The organism is Sphingomonas sp. UYP23 (assembly GCF_054059235.1).
On the sequence record NZ_JBSSBX010000001.1, the window covers coordinates 3074141 to 3090046 of the forward strand.

Sequence of the window (15906 nt, forward strand, 5' to 3'; positions counted from 1 at the left end):
ATGGCACTGAAGCATTATAACCCGACGAGCCCGGCACGACGCGGGCTCATCCTCGTCGACCGTTCGGCACTGCACAAGGGCGGCCCCGTCAAGGCGCTGACCGAAGGCAAGCGCAAGACCGGTGGCCGTAACAACAAGGGTCACATCACGTCGCGCGGCATCGCCGGCGGTCACAAGCAGCGCTACCGCATCATCGACTTCAAGCGCCGTAACTGGGGCGTCGATGGCGTGGTCGAGCGGATCGAATATGATCCCAACCGCACCGCGTTCATCGCGCTGATCAATTATGGTCAGACCTCCGATGGCAAGGAAAACGTTGCCTACATCATCGCGCCGCAGCGCTTGGCCGTCGGTGACAAGGTCATCGCGGACAAGAAGACCGACGTGAAGCCGGGCAACGCGATGGAACTGGGCCAGATGCCGGTCGGCACGATCGTCCACAACGTCGAGATGAAGCCGGGCAAGGGCGGTCAGATCGCACGTTCGGCCGGCACGTACGTGCAGGTCGTTGGTCGCGACAAGGGCATGGTCATGGTCCGCCTCAACTCGGGCGAGCAGCGCTACCTCCATGCGAACTGCATGGCCACGGTCGGCGCCGTGTCGAACCCCGACAACGGCAACACCAACCTCGCCAAGGCAGGCCGCAGCCGCTGGTTGGGCATCCGCCCGCTGACGCGTGGTGTCGCCAAGAACCCGGTCGACCATCCGCACGGCGGTGGTGAAGGCCGTACCTCGGGTGGCCGTCATCCGGTTACGCCATGGGGCAAGCCGACCAAGGGTGCGCGCACCCGTCACAATAAGTCGACGGATAAGATGATCATCCGTTCGCGTCATTCGACGAAGAGGAAGGGCTAAGATGGCTCGCTCAGTCTGGAAGGGTCCCTTCGTGGACCTCCACCTGCTCAAGAAGGCAGAAACCGCGCAGGAAACCAATGCGCGCGGTGCGATCAAGACCTGGTCGCGTCGCTCGACGATCCTGCCGCAGTTCGTGGGCCTCACGTTCAGCGTCTATAACGGCCGCAAGTTCGTGCCGGTCTCGGTCAATGAGGACATGGTGGGCATGAAGCTCGGCGAGTTCGCGCCCACTCGGTATTTCCCCGGCCACGCCGCGGACAAGAAGGGCAAGCGCTAATGTCTAAGGCGAAATCCCCCCGCAAGGTCGGCGAGAAGGAAGCCCTCTCGGTCGGCACGCAGATCCGTGGTTCGGCGCAGAAGCTGGGTCTCGTTGCAGCGCTCATCCGCAACAAGCCGGTTGGCCAGGCGATGAACATCTTGCAGTTCTCGACCAAGGGCATGGCGATCGAAGCGCGCAAGGTGCTGGCCTCGGCCATCGCCAACGCCGAGAACAACCATAACCTCGACGTCGACTCGCTCGTCGTTCATGAGGCATCGGTCGGCAAGTCGATCGTCATGAAGCGGTTCGCCACGCGCGGCCGCGGCAAGTCGACCCGCATCCTGAAGCCCTTCAGCCGCCTGCGCATCGTCGTTCGCGAAATGGAAGAAGAAGCGTAATGGGTCAGAAATCGAACCCCATCGGTCTGCGCCTGCAGATCAACCGCACCTGGGACAGCCGCTGGTATGCCGAGGGCGCCGATTACGGTCGTCTTCTGCTCGAAGATCTTAAGATGCGTGCGTTCATCATGAAGACGCTGCCGCAGGCAGCGATCTCCAAGGTCGTGATCGACCGTCCGGCCAAGCTGTGCCGCGTCTCGATCTTTGCAGCACGCCCCGGCGTGATCATCGGCAAGAAGGGCGCAGACATTGAAAAGCTGCGCCGCCTGCTCGGCAAGATGACCACGTCCGACGTGAGCCTCAACATCGTCGAAATCCGCAAGCCGGAAGTCGATTCGAAGCTCGTCGCACAGGGCATTGCCGATCAGCTCGAGCGTCGTATCGCTTTCCGCCGCGCCATGAAGCGTGCGGTGCAGTCGGCGATGCGTCTCGGCGCAGAGGGCATCCGGATCAACTGCGGCGGCCGTCTCGGCGGTGCTGAAATCGCGCGTTCGGAATGGTATCGCGAAGGTCGCGTTCCGCTCCACACGCTGCGCGCCAACGTCGATTATGCCGAAGCGACTGCACACACCGCCTACGGCGTGTGCGGCGTGAAGGTCTGGATCTTCAAGGGCGAAATCCTGGGTCATGACCCGATGGCGACCGACCGGCTGATGATGGAAGCACAGACTTCCGGCGTCCGGCCTGATCCGCGCCGCTAAGGAATAGATCATGCTGCAACCGAAAAAGACCAAGTTTCGCAAGGCCTTCAAGGGCCGCATCCATGGCGACGCCAAGTCCGGCACGACCCTCAACTTCGGCTCGTACGGGCTGAAGGCAATGGAGCCGGACCGGATCACCGCACGTCAGATCGAGGCGGCTCGCCGCGCTATCACGCGTCACATCAAGCGCCAGGGGCGTTTGTGGATCCGCGTTTTCCCGGATCTTCCCGTCTCGGGCAAGCCTGCCGAAGTCCGCATGGGTAAGGGCAAGGGTTCGCCGGAATATTGGGCAGCTCGCGTCAAGCCGGGCCGCATCCTGTTCGAACTGGATGGCGTTCCGGGTGACATCGCCGCTATGGCGTTCAGCCGCGCAGCGATGAAGCTGCCGATCAAGGTGAAGGTCGTTGCCCGTCTCGGCGACACCTCGCATCTGGGAGTTGCATAAGATGGCAAAGCTCGACACGCGTCGTTCCGACCTGGTCGCCAAGACCGAAGACCAGCTGGGCGAAGAGCTCGGCAACCTGAAGCGTGAGGCGTTCAACCTCCGCTTCCAGGCGGCGACCAACCAGCTCGAAAAGTCGAGCCGGGTGAAGGAAGTCCGTCGCGACATCGCTCGCATCAAGACCCTGCAGTCGACGCGTTCGCGCGACGCTGCGGCAAAGTAAGGATTTAGACATGCCAAAGCGCGTGCTGACGGGGCTGATCGTCTCCGACAAGGGCGACAAGACGGTGGTCGTGAACGTGGAGCGCAAGGTCAAGCACGCGCTCTACGGCAAGATCATCCGTCGTACGAAGAAGTATCATGCCCACGATGAGGGCAATGAGTTCAAGCAGGGCGAAACCGTGCGGATCGAAGAGACCGCACCGATCTCCAAGCTGAAGACCTGGAAGGTGATCGATCGGGTTAACACCCATGCGACGCCTGAGCGGGTCGACGTCGACGCCTGACACCTCCGTCGCGGTACCCCGGTGAAAGCCGGGGCCGCATGGAAAGGGTCAGGCAATAGTCGTGCTACCCCGGTATTGGGGTGACGACTGAGTTTAGGCGGCACCGGTCGGAATCGGTGCCTGGAATGAGAAGGAAGCGGATCCAATGATCCAGATGCAATCCAATCTCGAGGTCGCTGACAACAGCGGCGCGAAGCGGGTTATGTGCATCAAGGTGCTTGGGGGTTCCAAGCGTCGTGTTGCAGGCGTGGGCGACATCATCGTCGTCAGCGTCAAGGAAGCTGCCCCCCGTGGCCGCGTGAAGAAGGGCGACGTGCACCGTGCCGTCATCGTGCGTACGGCGAAGGACATTCGCCGGGCCGATGGCACCGTGATCCGCTTCGATTCGAACGCAGCCGTGCTGGTCAACAAGAACGAAGAGCCGATCGGCACGCGTATCTTTGGCCCAGTGGTGCGCGAGCTCCGCGGCAAGAAGCACATGAAGATCATCTCGCTCGCACCGGAGGTGCTGTAAAATGGCCGCCGCTAAGATCAAGAAGGGCGATCGCGTCATCGTCCTGTCGGGCCGCGACAAGGGCAAGACCGGCGAAGTGACGACCTCGTTCCCCAAGGACGGCAAGGTCATCGTTTCGGGCGTCAACGTCGCCGTGCGCCACACCAAGCCGAGCCAGGGCGACCCCGAGGGTGGCCTGAAGCGTTCGGAAGCACCGATGCACATTTCCAAGGTTGCGCATGTGACCGCCGACGGCAAGCCGACGCGCGTTCGCTTCGAGACCCAGGACGGCAAGAAGGTCCGCGTTGCGGTCAAGACCGGGGAGAAGATCAGTGGCTGATGCTGCAACCAAGCCCCGGATGAAGGGCATGTACGACGACAAGATCGTCGCTGCGATGACCGAGAAGTTCGGCTACAAGAACGCGATGGAAGTTCCGCGCATCGACAAGATCGTCCTGAACATGGGCGTTGGCGAAGCGACGCAGGACAAGAAGAAAGTCGACCAGGCAGCCCAGGAAATGGAGCTGATCGCCGGCCAGAAGCCCGTCGTGACCAAGGCCAAGAAGTCGATCGCCCAGTTCAAGCTGCGCGAAGGCATGCCGATCGGCGTGAAGGTTACCCTTCGCCGCGAGCGCATGTACGAATTCCTCGACCGTTTCATCACGATCGCGCTCCCGCGCGTTCGCGATTTCCGCGGGCTCAACCCCAAGTCGTTCGACGGACGCGGCAACTATGCCTGCGGCCTGAAGGAGCAGCTGGTGTTCCCGGAAATCAGCTACGACCGGATCGACAAGATCCGCGGCATGGACGTGATCGTCACGACCACGGCACGGACCGACGACGAAGCGCGCGAGCTGCTCCGCCTGTTCGGCTTTCCGTTCCCGCCGGAAGTCACTGAAGACGCGACCGAAAAGAAGGCGGCATAAGATGGCGAAGGTAAGTTCTGTCAACAAGAACGAGCGTCGCAAGATGCTCGTCAAGAAGTACGCCCCGAAGTACGCGGCGCTCAAGGCAATCGCTGGCGATAATTCGCTGAGCGATGGCGAGCGGATCGAAGCCCGTCTGAAGATGGCCGAGATTCCCCGCAACGGGAACCCGACGCGCATCCGCAACCGCTGCGAGCTGACGGGTCGTCCGCGCGCTTATTATCGCAAGTTCCGCCTCTGCCGTATTCAGTTGCGCGATCTGGCCAACAAGGGCCTGATCCCGGGCGTTACGAAGTCGAGCTGGTAAGGATCAACAGATGGCATTGACCGATCCCCTGGGTGATATGCTCACCCGCATCCGCAACGGCCAGCGCGCGCGCAAGGACTCCGTCCTGACGCCGGGCTCCAAGCTGCGGGCCCGCGTTCTCGACGTTCTCCAGCGTGAAGGCTACATCCGTGGCTATAGCGAAGAGCAGATGGGCCCCGCGGCCGGCATCCGCATCGAGCTGAAGTATTTCGAGGGCCAGCCTGCGATCAAGCACGTTGCCCGCGTTTCGAAGCCTGGCCGTCGCGTCTATTCGGCTTCGACCGAACTGCCGCGCGTCATGAACGGCCTCGGCATCACCATCGTCTCGACGCCTCGCGGTGTTCTGTCCGACGCCGAAGCGCGCGAACAGAATGTCGGCGGCGAAGTCCTCGCGGAGGTGTTCTGATATGAGCCGCATCGGTAAAAAGCCGGTCGCGATCCCCAGCGGCGTGACCGCGACGATCGAAGGCCAGCAGCTCACCGTGAAGGGGCCCAAGGGCACCCTCGCGATGCCGCTGCGCGAAGAGATCAGCTATGTGCTCGAAGAGGGTGGCGTTTCGGTCAACCCCGCAAACGAGACCAAGCGCGCTCGCGCGTTCTGGGGCATGCAGCGCACCCTCGTGCAGAACCTGATCACCGGCGTGTCGGACGGCTTCACCAAGAAGCTGCTGATCAACGGCGTTGGCTATCGTGCTGCGGCGCAGGGCAAGAACCTGAACCTCAAGCTCGGCTACAGCCACGACGTCAACATCGACGTGCCGGAGGGGATCGAAGTCAAGACCCCCGACAACACGACGATCGAGATCTCGGGTTCGGACAAGCAGAAGGTCGGCCAGCTGGCAGCTGAAATCCGTCGTTGGCGCAAGCCCGAGCCTTACAAGGGCAAGGGCATCAAGTACGACGGCGAGTTCATCTTCCGCAAGGAAGGGAAGAAGAAGTAATGTCGACCAAGGGTATGTCTCTCTTCGAGAAGCGGCGCCGCCGCAACCGCACCGCGCTTCGTGCACGGGGTTCGGGCCGTCCGCGGCTGTCGATCCACCGCTCGGGCCGCCACATCTATGCGCAGATCATCGACGACGCCAAGGGCGTGACGATCGCTGCTGCTTCGACGCTGGAAAAGGACGTGCGCGACACGTCCGGCGCCAACCTCGACGCAGCGACCGGTGTCGGCACGCGCATCGCCGAAGCCTGCAAGGCTGCTGGCGTGACGCAGGTCGTGTTCGATCGCGGTGGCTTCCTGTTCCACGGCCGGGTCAAGGCGCTGGCGACTGCCGCGCGTGAAGCCGGATTGGAGTTCTAATTATGGCTGACGACAACATTCCAAACGAAATCGCAGCGTCGCCCGACGGCGCACCGGTTCCGCAGCAGGAAGCGCCGCGCGGTCGCGGTGGTCCTGGCGGCAACCGTGGCGGCCCTGGCGGCGGTCGTGGTCCTGGCGGCGGTGCGAACCGTGGCGGCCGTGACAACCGTGGCGGTCGCGACAATCGCGGTCGTGGTGGCCCCGGTGCCGATGATGGCGGCGAAGAGCTGATCGAGAAGCTGGTTCACATCAACCGCGTCTCGAAGACGGTCAAGGGCGGCAAGCGATTCGGCTTTGCAGCACTGGTCGTCGTCGGCGACGGCAAGGGCCGGGTCGGCTTCGGTCATGGCAAGGCGCGCGAAGTGCCTGAAGCCATCTCGAAGGCGACGGCTGCTGCCAAGAAGGCAATGGTCCGCGTTCCTTTGAAGGAAGGCCGCACGCTGCATCATGACGGTCGCGGTCACTTCGGTGCCGGTCTCGTCACGCTGCGCTCGGCACCTGCGGGTACCGGCATCATCGCCGGCGGCCCGATGCGCGCCGTTTTCGAATCGCTGGGCGTTGCAGACGTCGTGACCAAGTCGGTCGGCACGTCGAACCCCTACAACATGATCCGTGCGACCTTCGAGGCACTGACCGAGCAGGTCTCGCCGAAGTCGGTCGCGCAGCGTCGCGGCAAGAAGATCGCCGATCTTCTCGGCCGTGGTGGATCCGAAACTGCCGAGGCCGATGCGGCCGCGGTTGTGGAGTAAGATAGATGGCCACCATCAAGATCACGCAGACCGGTTCGCCGATCCGCCGCGAAGCCGACCAGCGCGCAACGCTGATCGGCCTCGGCCTCAACAAGATGCACAAGACGCGTGAGCTCGAGGATACCCCCGAAGTCCGGGGCATGATCCGCAAGGTCGCGCACATGGTGAAGATCGAGGCGTAAGCCTCGATCGCCTCTCCTCATCGGAGAGGGATATGGACAAAGGCGGGGCAGGGGGCTAACGGCCCCCTTCCTCATTTATCAGCGCGACAAAAGCGAAAGCGAGTGCACTCATGAAACTCAATGAAATCCGCGACAATCAGGGCGCGCGTAAATCCAAGATGCGGGTCGGCCGTGGTATCGGTTCGGGCAAGGGCAAGACTGCCGGTCGTGGCCAGAAGGGCCAGAAGAGCCGTGAAGGCGTCTCGATCGCAGGCTTCGAGGGCGGCCAGATGCCGCTCCACATGCGTCTGCCGAAGCGCGGCTTCAACAACATCTTCGCCAAGGACTATGCCGAGGTGAACCTCGGTGCGATCCAGGCTGCGGTCGACGCAGGCAAGATCGAAGCCGGCGCGACGCTCGACCACAATGCGCTCAAGGCCGCTGGCCTGGCGCGTGGCGGCAAGGACGGCGTCCGTCTGCTCGCCAAGGGCGAGATGACGGCCGTTCTCAGCTTCACGGTCGCTGGCGCGTCGAAGGGCGCGATCGAGGCAGTCGAGAAGCTCGGCGGCAAGGTCGACGTGATCCACGTCGTTCCGGCTGCGGAAAAGGCTGCCGCCAAGAAGGGCGTCAAGTATCGCGAGCGCAAGGCCCACAAGGAATCGTTCAAGGCGTAAGCCTGGCGATCCAAACATCCATTGTCCCGAGCAGCGACCCCGCTGCTCGGGACAAATTGTTTCAGGGCAGCCCCGATTGTTTGCGAGATCACCTCGCTCCCTTCGTTTCGTGCGGAGGCGAGAAACAGGTGTCACGCGCGGCGCAGGGCTTCTCGACTAGGCCAGAAACGAACGGATAGGGGCGTGCCGGGGCGATCTCTTCGCGCTAGGCATTAGACAAGCCCGACCGGGCCCCTATATGAGCGGCGGGGCGGTAAAACGTTTCCCGCCGTTTTTGTTTCCGCCGCTACTGCATCCAGGACGATAGACGCACATGGCATCCGCAGCCGACCAGATGGCTTCCAGCATCAGCCTGTCGAAATTCGCACAGGCGACCGACCTCAAGAAGCGGCTGTGGTTCACCATCGGCGCGCTGATCGTGTTCCGCCTGCTCAGCTACGTGCCGCTGCCGGGGATCGACCCGACCGCGCTGACCGAGCTGGCGAATCGCACCAGCGGCGGCGTGCTCGATTTCTTCAACGCCTTCTCGGGTGGGTCGCTCAAGCGCGCCAGCCTGATCGCGCTCGGCGTGACCCCCTACATCACCGCCTCGATCGTGGTGCAGCTCGCGACCTCGCTGTCGCCGACGCTTGCCGCGATCAAGAAGGAAGGCGAGAGCGGGCGCAAGAAGCTCAACCAGTACACGCGCTACGGCACCGTCGCGCTGACGATCATCCAGGGCTATTTCCTCGCGCTCGGCTTCGAGAGTCAGGGCGTCGTGGTCGATCCCGGCTTCATGTTCGTCGCGGGCTCGATCGTCAGCCTGGTCGGCGGCACGATGTTCCTGATGTGGATCGGCGAGCAGATCACGGCACGCGGGATCGGCAACGGCATGTCGCTGATCATCATGGCGGGCATCGTCGCGAACTTGCCGACAACGATCTACAATCTTGCCCAAGGCGGCCGCGCCGGCAACCTCAACGGCTTCACGATCGTCGCGATCGCGGTTGCCGTCGCAGGGCTGATCCTGTTCATCTGCTTCATGGAGCGCGCGCAGCGCCGCATCCTGATCCAGTATCCCAAGCGCCAGACGCAGCGCGGCATGCAGTCGGACCGCAGCCATTTGCCGCTCAAGATCAACACCGCGGGCGTGATCCCGCCGATCTTCGCCTCGTCGCTGCTCCTGATGCCGCTGACGGTGATGCAGCTCGCAGGCAAGCAGACGACCGGTGCCAAGGAAACCTGGTACGGTGACCTGGTCATCACGCTCAACCAGTACCTCCAGCACGGTAGCCTGGTGTACATGCTGCTCTATGGTGCCGGCATCGTGTTCTTCTCGTTTTTCTACACCGCGGTGGTGTTCAATCCGGAAGAGACCGCCGACAATCTCAAGCGCCATGGCGGATTCATTCCCGGCATTCGCCCGGGCAAGAACACCGAGAATTATTTCGACTATGTGCTGACGCGCATTACCGTGATCGGCGCTGGCTACCTCGCGATCATTTGCCTCTTGCCCGAATATCTGGTGTCGGCGCTGGCGATCCCGTTCTACCTTGGTGGCACTAGCCTCCTGATCGTGGTCAACGTAACGATGGATACGGTGACGCAGATCCAGAGCCATTTGCTTGCGCATCAATACGGCGATCTGATCAAGAAGGCGAAGCTGAAGGGCGGACGTCTCCGCTAAGAGAGACGGTTCGGAAGGGGATTGTGGCGTGAACATCATTCTTTTGGGGCCTCCGGGCGCGGGCAAGGGCACCCAGGCGAGCCACCTCGAGGCGACGCGCGGGATGATCCAGCTCTCGACCGGCGACATGCTGCGCGCGGCAGTCAAGTCGGGTAGCCCGGTGGGGTTGCAGGCCAAGGCCGTGATGGAAGCGGGCGAACTCGTTTCCGACGCGATCGTCTCGGGCATCATCGACGAGAAGCTGGCGTCGCTTGATCCAGCGCAAGGCGTGATCTTCGACGGCTACCCGCGAACCGCAGCGCAGGCAGAGCAGCTCGACACGATCCTCGAAGGCCGTGGGCGAACGCTCGACAAGGTGATCGAGCTCGAGGTCAACGAGGACAAGCTCGTCGCGCGGATCGTCGGGCGTTACACCTGCGCGGTGTGCGGCGCGGGCTATCACGACCATTTCAAGCAGCCCAAGGTCGCCGATACCTGCGACGTCTGCGGCAGCCACGACTTCAAGCGCCGGCCCGACGACAATGAAGAGACGGTGCGCACGCGGATGACCGAATATCGCGCCAAGACCGAGCCGATCATCCCGATCTACCAGGGCCGCGGCCTGCTGGCGCGCGTCGACGGCATGGGCGAGATCGGTGTCGTGACCAAGGCGATCGAAGCGATCCTCGACGCCATCTGATCGCGCTTCGGCGCACCGCTAGTCTCTTTCCGGTTGCCGCTGGGCCTGTTGCAGGACGGTCCTTTATGGCGCTGGAAAGAGCAGAGCTTCGTCACATGCAACTTGAACGGCGGCTCACGGCCAAGCTGCGCGGGAACAGGCGCTCTCGTGGCTCGCGCGATGTGTTGTCGGGCGCGCCGTCATTTTATCGCAAATGACGCTTTCGTCACGTCGCTGTCACCGCCGTGGCAGCCGGAGCGCTGCATAAGGCCCCCGACGCCGCGTGCATGCGGCGGGAAAACTGCACGAGATCGGCACTCGCACTCCCGGGAGTGTCGTTGGCTGGCGGAAGGCTTGCTTTCCGCCAGCCTCATTTCATTCTAGGCACGAGGAAACCGCCCGGAATGCCACCTATGTCCCGCAAGATTCTGATCGTCGAAGACGATGCCTCGACCGCCGCCTACCTCGCCAAGGGGCTGGGGGAGGCGGGCTATGTCGTCCAGACCTGTGCCGACGGCCGCGACGGCCTGTTCCTCGCGAGCGAAGGCATTTTCGACCTGATCGTCGCGGACCGTATGCTGCCGGGCCTCAACGGGCTGGCGATGCTTGGCGCGATCCGCGCCGCGGGCGTTGCGACCCCCGCTTTGGTCCTGTCCGCGCTCGGTACGGTTGACGACCGGATTGACGGACTCAACGCCGGCGCCGACGATTATCTCGTCAAACCCTTCTCGTTCGCCGAGCTTACCGCGCGGATCGACGCGATCTTCCGCCGCGTCGATCGTGGCGGCGCCGAGGGGCAGCCGACCAAGCTGTCGGTCGGCGATCTCGAGATCGATCTGCTCGCGCGCACCGTCGTCCGGCAGGGCCGCGCGATCTCGCTCGGCGCGCGCGAGTTCAACTTGCTCGAATATCTCGCGCGCCACGCCGGGCAGGTGGTGACGCGCACGATGATGCTCGAGAAGATCTGGAACTATCATTTCGATCCGGGATCGAACGTCGTCGACGTCCATATCGGGCGGTTGCGCCGCAAGCTCGAGGAGGGCTTTGCCGCGCCGATCCTGCACACCGTGCGCGGCGCGGGGTATCGGCTGTCGACCGAGCCTTGATCCGGCTTTCGGTCACCGCGCGGATCGCCCTGCTCGCGATCGGGCTGGCGTTGATCTCCAACCTCGTGCTCGTCGGGTTCGTGTGGAAGCTCGTCCATGACGATGCGATCGATGCGGTCCGGCGCGATACGATCGAGGAATCGGACGCGCTGGTCGCGGTCTATCGCACCGGCGGGCTGGCCGCGCTCAGTCGTGCGATCGAGGATGCACAGGCACCGAGCGATCCGACCCGTATCGTGATGGTCGTCGGTCCCGATGGTCGTCGGCTGGCGCAGGTCGGGCCCGCGATCGGGCAAGCCGGGCAGGCGCCGTCGATCGGCTTTCATATCGGTCAGGTCGGCGATTCGCGTCCGTGGTCCGAGCGCGAGGCTGGCTATGCGGTGCGGCAGATCGGGCCCAACCGTCTCGTCAGCGGGCACCTGCTCGACGATTGGGAAGAGGAGCAGCGCGGCATCGAGCGCGCGCTCGCCGCGGCGACCTTGCTGTCGCTGGCGCTCGGGATCGGCGGCGGGTTGGTCGTGACGCGCTATGTCGGGCAGCGGCTCAACCGCGTGACCGACGTGATCGAGGGCGTCGCCGAGGGCGATCTGTCGCGGCGCGTCCCCAATGCGGCGAGCGCCGGGGACGCGTTCGATCGCCTCGCGCTGCGGCTCAACGCGATGCTCGACAAGACCGAGCGACTGATGACCGAGTTGCGGATCGTCACCGATGGCCTCGCACACGACCTGCGCTCGCCGCTCGCGCGGCTCCGCGCCAAGGCCGAAGCTGCGGTCTTGCAGGCCGACCCGGCGCAACGCGAGGCGGCGATGGGCGGGCTGTTGATCGAGACCGATCTCGTGATGCGGATGCTCTCGACGATGATCGAGATCACCCGCGCCGAATCGGTGCCGCGCGACCGTCTCGCGCCGATCGATCCCGCGACGTTGATGGAGGAGATTGCCGAACTCTACGCGCCGGTCGTCGAGGACGTGGGGATGCGCTTCGAGGCGGTGATCGAGGCCGGCGCGCCGCGCATCGTGCTGCACCGCGAATTGCTGACACAAGCGATCGCCAATCTGATCGACAATGCACTGCGTCATGCCGGGGCGGGCGGGGCGATCACCTTGCGGCTGGCGATCGCGGGCGGCGAGGCGCGCTTCCAGGTCGAGGATCGCGGACCCGGCATCGCCGAGGCCGACCGCGCGCAGGCGTTGCGCCGCTTCGGCCGGCTCGACAGCGCGCGGAGCTTGCCTGGGGCAGGGCTGGGGATGGCGCTGGTCGAGGCGGTCGCGCGGTTGCACGACGGACGGATTGAGTTGGGGGACAATGCGCCGGGGCTGGTGGCGGCGATCGTTGTGCCGGTGACGTTGTAGATCGGCGCTTAAAAGCGTAAGGTTACCGCATGAATGTCCTGGCCCACGTGATCCCGGAGCATCTGATCGAACCCCGCAAGCTGCAGCTCCGCGTGGAGGATTTCATCGTGCTTCAAGAGAGCGGGGCGCTCGACGCGTTCGCGAAGTCTGAGTTGATCGACGGAGACATCTACACCGTGAACGCGATCTATCGACCGCACGCGGGTATTCTGGCGGATATCAACGCCGATCTCGTCTACGCTGTGCGCGCATCGGGACTCGCCCTCAAGGTCTATACGCCCGTCTCGATCCGGCTGGACGAACACAATCTGCCAGAGCCGGATCTGGTGATCGCGACGATCGAACCGGAAGATTTCGTGTCGGGGCGCTCCGTTCGGCTCGCCGTCGAGGTGTCTGCGAGCTCGCTCGATTTCGACCTTGGCAAAAAAGCACAGCTTTACGCTCGAAACAACATTCCCGAATACTGGGTCGTTGATGTGGCGGGGCGGAAGATCCTCCAGATGACAGCGCCAGTCGACGGGGCTTATAGCGTTGTCGGCGAGTTCCGGTTCGGTGATCGCATTGCTGCGATCACTATCCCGCAGATCGCGATCGATACCACAGCCCTCGCTTGACACCAACCGAGTCGGCCGTTACCGAGCCTCTATTCCGAAACACCGGTCTCCGGCGGCGCTGTTTGCGTGCGCCGGTGTCGTGCGTTACGGTATTCAACGCGTCGAGATGGGGTCTGCAGCCATGCAGCCCCGTGGAGCAGGAGAAAAAGTTCATGGCACGTATCGCCGGGGTCAATATCCCGACCAACAAGCGCGTCGTTATCGCGCTCACCTACATTCATGGCATTGGCAACACCAAGGCCAAGGAAATCGTCACCAAGCTGAACATCCCGATGACGGCGCGTGTGCAGGACCTGACCGATCAGGAAGTGCTCCACATCCGTGAGGCGATCGACGCCGATTACACCGTCGAAGGCGATCTGCGTCGCCAGGTCGCGATGAACATCAAGCGTCTGATGGATCTCGCCTGCTATCGCGGCCTGCGCCATCGCAAGGGCCTGCCGGTTCGTGGCCAGCGCACGCATACCAATGCGCGCACCCGCAAGGGCAAGGCTAAGCCGATCGCCGGTAAGAAGAAGTGAGCTTGAGCCGCGGGTGACCGCGGCTCGCTCCTCGTTCAGGATTTAGGATTTCAAAATGGCACGTGAACCACAGCGCATTAAGCGGCGCGAGCGCAAGAACATCACCTCGGGCGTCGCCCATGTGAACGCAAGCTTCAACAACACCATGATCACGATCACCGATGCCCAGGGCAACGCGATCTCGTGGTCGTCGGCCGGCGCAATGGGCTTCAAGGGCTCGCGCAAGTCGACTCCGTACGCAGCACAGGTCGCTGCCGAAGACGCCGGCAAGAAGGCCGCCGAGCACGGCGTCCGCACGCTCGAAGTCGAAGTGAAGGGTCCGGGTTCGGGCCGTGAGTCGGCGCTTCGTGCGCTGCAGGCGGTCGGTTTCCAGATCACTTCGATCCGCGACGTGACCTCGATCCCGCACAACGGCGTGCGCCCTTCGAAGCGTCGTCGCGTCTGATTTCTCTCGGGCGTGCGCGGTTGATCGCGCTGCACGCCCGAGATTCCGAACTGGTCGGCATCGCGCCGTGCCGACCCAAAACCAAGGGATAGCCTATGTCCGTCAATGCAAAGAACTGGCAGGAACTCAAGAAGCCGTCCGGCCTCGAAAAGAAGTCCGGTGATGGCAAGCGCAAGGCAACCTTCGTTGCCGAGCCGCTGGAGCGTGGTTTCGGCCTGACGCTCGGCAACGCGCTGCGCCGCGTGCTGCTGTCGTCGCTGCAGGGGGCTGCCGTCACCTCGATCAAGATCGAGAACGTGCTGCACGAATTCTCGTCGCTTGCCGGCGTTCGCGAAGACGTGACCGACATCGTGCTCAACGTGAAGCAGATCGCTTTGCGCATGCAGGGCGAGGGGCCCAAGCGCCTCCAGCTCTCGGCAACGGGTCCGGGCGAAGTCAAGGCGGGCGACATCGCGGTGTCGGGCGACATCGAAGTGATGAACCCCAACCTCGTGCTGTGCCACCTCGACGAGGGCGCGACGCTCAACATGGAATTCACCGCTGACGTCGGCAAGGGCTATGTCGCTGCCGTCGCCAACCGTCCGGCCGACGCGCCGATCGGGCTGATCCCGGTCGACGCGCTGTATTCGCCGGTCAAGCAGGTGAGCTACAAGGTCGAGAACACCCGCGTCGGGCAAGAGCTCGATTACGACAAGCTCACGCTGACGATCGAGACCGACGGCACGATCACCCCTGAGGACGCTGTCGGCTATGCCGGTCGCATCCTGCAGGACCAGCTCGCGCTGTTCGTCCACTTCGACGATTCGTCGGCTACCCGGTCGGCACCGATCGGTCATGCCGCTCCGGCTGCTTCGGCAGGCGAAGTGTCGGGCGACACGCAGCAGATCAACCGCTACCTGCTCAAGAAGGTCGACGAGCTCGAGCTTTCGGTGCGCAGCGCCAACTGCCTCAAGAACGACAACATCATCTACATCGGCGATCTGGTCCAGAAGACCGAAGCCGAGATGCTGCGCACGCCGAACTTCGGCCGCAAGTCGCTCAACGAGATCAAGGAAGTGCTGTCGTCGATGGGGCTCCGCCTCGGGATGGAAATCCCGGGTTGGCCGCCTGAGAACATCGAAGAGATGGCCAAGAAGCTCGAGCAGGAGATTATGGGTTAAAGCACGTCGCCCCGGCGCAGGCCGGGGCCGCCTCGCAAGTGTGCGAAGCGAGTGCCCCATAGCTAACGGCCCCGGCCTCCGCTGGGGCGACGGTAATTTGGGTGGGCGAACCGTCCCCACCTGGTCTGGGGTACCTCACACGGCCCCCTAACGAACGAAGGAAATCACCATGCGTCATCGCGTAGGCGGTCGTAAACTGCAGCGTACCTCGGCACATCGCATTGCGCTGTTCCGCAACATGTCCGCTGCCCTCATCAAGCACGAGCAGATCACCACCACCGTCGCCAAGGCGAAGGAACTGCGCCCCTATATCGAAAAGCTGATCACGCTCGCCAAGAAGGGTGGTCTCAGCAACCGCCGCCTGGCGCACGCCCGGCTGCTCGACGACGCGCAGCTGATCAAGCTGTTCGACGTCCTGGCGACGCGTTATGCCGATCGCAACGGCGGCTACACCCGCGTGATCAAGGCCGGCATCCGCATGTCGGACGCCTCGCCGATGGCCGTCATCGAATTCGTCGACCGCGACGTGAGCGCCAAGGGCCAGGATTCGGGCCCGGTGATCATCGACGGCGAGTATGACGAGGCCGCATAAGCCGTAACCGCTTTGCAGGTT

The 15906-nt window shown here is 63.5% G+C and carries 26 protein-coding genes; all 26 read left to right on the top strand.

Annotated elements, in window-relative coordinates; translation table 11 throughout:
* The 26 genes from rplB to rplQ all read left to right on the top strand — a co-directional run bounded on the left by rplB (position 1) and on the right by rplQ (position 15885).
* Entirely contained in the window at positions 1-855 is an 855-nt protein-coding gene (rplB, locus tag ACVWYO_RS15195; protein ID WP_457352185.1) for a 50S ribosomal protein L2, read from the top strand.
* 1 nt (position 856) lies between these two features.
* On the top strand, positions 857-1132 hold the full coding sequence (gene rpsS / locus ACVWYO_RS15200; RefSeq protein WP_010164582.1) for a 30S ribosomal protein S19: 276 nt from the start codon (positions 857-859) through the stop codon (positions 1130-1132).
* The gene (rplV, locus tag ACVWYO_RS15205; RefSeq protein WP_457352188.1) at positions 1132-1512 is read left to right on the top strand and encodes a 50S ribosomal protein L22; all 381 of its coding nucleotides are present in this window, start codon (positions 1132-1134) and stop codon (positions 1510-1512) included. Before rpsS ends, rplV begins: the two co-directional genes overlap by 1 nt.
* The gene (gene rpsC / locus ACVWYO_RS15210) at positions 1512-2213 is read left to right on the top strand and encodes a 30S ribosomal protein S3 (RefSeq protein ID WP_010185499.1); all 702 of its coding nucleotides are present in this window, start codon (positions 1512-1514) and stop codon (positions 2211-2213) included. Before rplV ends, rpsC begins: the two co-directional genes overlap by 1 nt.
* A gap of 10 nt (positions 2214-2223) precedes the next feature.
* Positions 2224-2658 carry a 50S ribosomal protein L16 gene (rplP, locus tag ACVWYO_RS15215; RefSeq protein ID WP_010185500.1) on the top strand — a complete coding sequence of 145 codons (435 nt, stop codon included), beginning with the start codon at positions 2224-2226 and terminating at the stop codon, positions 2656-2658.
* A 1-nt stretch (position 2659) separates the two neighbouring features.
* Positions 2660-2878: a 50S ribosomal protein L29 gene (gene rpmC, locus ACVWYO_RS15220; RefSeq protein ID WP_133189629.1), complete on the top strand. Its 219-nt coding sequence runs from the start codon at positions 2660-2662 to the stop codon at positions 2876-2878.
* A gap of 10 nt (positions 2879-2888) precedes the next feature.
* On the top strand, positions 2889-3161 hold the full coding sequence (rpsQ, locus tag ACVWYO_RS15225) for a 30S ribosomal protein S17 (protein WP_010185503.1): 273 nt from the start codon (positions 2889-2891) through the stop codon (positions 3159-3161).
* A 145-nt stretch (positions 3162-3306) separates the two neighbouring features.
* Positions 3307-3675: a 50S ribosomal protein L14 gene (gene rplN / locus ACVWYO_RS15230; protein WP_010164574.1), complete on the top strand. Its 369-nt coding sequence runs from the start codon at positions 3307-3309 to the stop codon at positions 3673-3675.
* A 1-nt stretch (position 3676) separates the two neighbouring features.
* On the top strand, positions 3677-3994 hold the full coding sequence (rplX, locus tag ACVWYO_RS15235; protein WP_332794720.1) for a 50S ribosomal protein L24: 318 nt from the start codon (positions 3677-3679) through the stop codon (positions 3992-3994).
* Positions 3987-4580, top strand: coding sequence for a 50S ribosomal protein L5 (rplE, locus tag ACVWYO_RS15240; protein ID WP_029625217.1), 594 nt, complete (start codon positions 3987-3989; stop codon positions 4578-4580). Before rplX ends, rplE begins: the two co-directional genes overlap by 8 nt.
* Position 4581: 1 nt before the next feature.
* Positions 4582-4887 carry a 30S ribosomal protein S14 gene (gene rpsN / locus ACVWYO_RS15245; protein ID WP_010185506.1) on the top strand — a complete coding sequence of 102 codons (306 nt, stop codon included), beginning with the start codon at positions 4582-4584 and terminating at the stop codon, positions 4885-4887.
* Between the two features lie 10 nt (positions 4888-4897).
* Positions 4898-5293 carry a 30S ribosomal protein S8 gene (gene rpsH, locus ACVWYO_RS15250; protein ID WP_010185507.1) on the top strand — a complete coding sequence of 132 codons (396 nt, stop codon included), beginning with the start codon at positions 4898-4900 and terminating at the stop codon, positions 5291-5293.
* Position 5294: 1 nt separating this feature from the next.
* Complete coding sequence (gene rplF, locus ACVWYO_RS15255) at positions 5295-5828, top strand: 50S ribosomal protein L6 (protein WP_010185508.1); 534 nt, start codon at positions 5295-5297, stop codon at positions 5826-5828.
* Entirely contained in the window at positions 5828-6187 is a 360-nt protein-coding gene (rplR, locus tag ACVWYO_RS15260) for a 50S ribosomal protein L18 (RefSeq protein WP_010185509.1), read from the top strand. Before rplF ends, rplR begins: the two co-directional genes overlap by 1 nt.
* A gap of 2 nt (positions 6188-6189) precedes the next feature.
* On the top strand, positions 6190-6936 hold the full coding sequence (gene rpsE, locus ACVWYO_RS15265; RefSeq protein ID WP_457352195.1) for a 30S ribosomal protein S5: 747 nt from the start codon (positions 6190-6192) through the stop codon (positions 6934-6936).
* 5 nt (positions 6937-6941) lie between these two features.
* Positions 6942-7118 (top strand): 50S ribosomal protein L30, encoded by a 177-nt coding sequence (gene rpmD, locus ACVWYO_RS15270; RefSeq protein ID WP_010164564.1) that lies wholly within the window; start codon positions 6942-6944, stop codon positions 7116-7118.
* Positions 7119-7228: 110 nt separating this feature from the next.
* Positions 7229-7771 (top strand): 50S ribosomal protein L15, encoded by a 543-nt coding sequence (rplO, locus tag ACVWYO_RS15275; protein ID WP_140849936.1) that lies wholly within the window; start codon positions 7229-7231, stop codon positions 7769-7771.
* A 313-nt stretch (positions 7772-8084) separates the two neighbouring features.
* Entirely contained in the window at positions 8085-9437 is a 1353-nt protein-coding gene (secY, locus tag ACVWYO_RS15280) for a preprotein translocase subunit SecY (protein WP_457352198.1), read from the top strand.
* Positions 9438-9465: 28 nt separating this feature from the next.
* Positions 9466-10116 (top strand): adenylate kinase, encoded by a 651-nt coding sequence (locus ACVWYO_RS15285; protein WP_457352200.1) that lies wholly within the window; start codon positions 9466-9468, stop codon positions 10114-10116.
* A gap of 392 nt (positions 10117-10508) precedes the next feature.
* Entirely contained in the window at positions 10509-11201 is a 693-nt protein-coding gene (locus ACVWYO_RS15290; RefSeq protein ID WP_457352202.1) for a response regulator transcription factor, read from the top strand.
* Positions 11198-12553 carry an ATP-binding protein gene (locus tag ACVWYO_RS15295; protein ID WP_457352204.1) on the top strand — a complete coding sequence of 452 codons (1356 nt, stop codon included), beginning with the start codon at positions 11198-11200 and terminating at the stop codon, positions 12551-12553. Before ACVWYO_RS15290 ends, ACVWYO_RS15295 begins: the two co-directional genes overlap by 4 nt.
* 29 nt (positions 12554-12582) lie before the next feature.
* Positions 12583-13167 (top strand): Uma2 family endonuclease, encoded by a 585-nt coding sequence (locus ACVWYO_RS15300; protein ID WP_457352206.1) that lies wholly within the window; start codon positions 12583-12585, stop codon positions 13165-13167.
* 152 nt (positions 13168-13319) lie between these two features.
* On the top strand, positions 13320-13688 hold the full coding sequence (rpsM, locus tag ACVWYO_RS15305) for a 30S ribosomal protein S13 (protein WP_010185518.1): 369 nt from the start codon (positions 13320-13322) through the stop codon (positions 13686-13688).
* 55 nt (positions 13689-13743) lie between these two features.
* The gene (gene rpsK, locus ACVWYO_RS15310; RefSeq protein ID WP_010164557.1) at positions 13744-14133 is read left to right on the top strand and encodes a 30S ribosomal protein S11; all 390 of its coding nucleotides are present in this window, start codon (positions 13744-13746) and stop codon (positions 14131-14133) included.
* A gap of 95 nt (positions 14134-14228) precedes the next feature.
* On the top strand, positions 14229-15293 hold the full coding sequence (locus ACVWYO_RS15315) for a DNA-directed RNA polymerase subunit alpha (RefSeq protein ID WP_457352209.1): 1065 nt from the start codon (positions 14229-14231) through the stop codon (positions 15291-15293).
* A 169-nt stretch (positions 15294-15462) separates the two neighbouring features.
* Complete coding sequence (gene rplQ / locus ACVWYO_RS15320) at positions 15463-15885, top strand: 50S ribosomal protein L17 (protein ID WP_010185520.1); 423 nt, start codon at positions 15463-15465, stop codon at positions 15883-15885.
* The last annotated feature ends 21 nt before the right edge of the window (positions 15886-15906 follow it).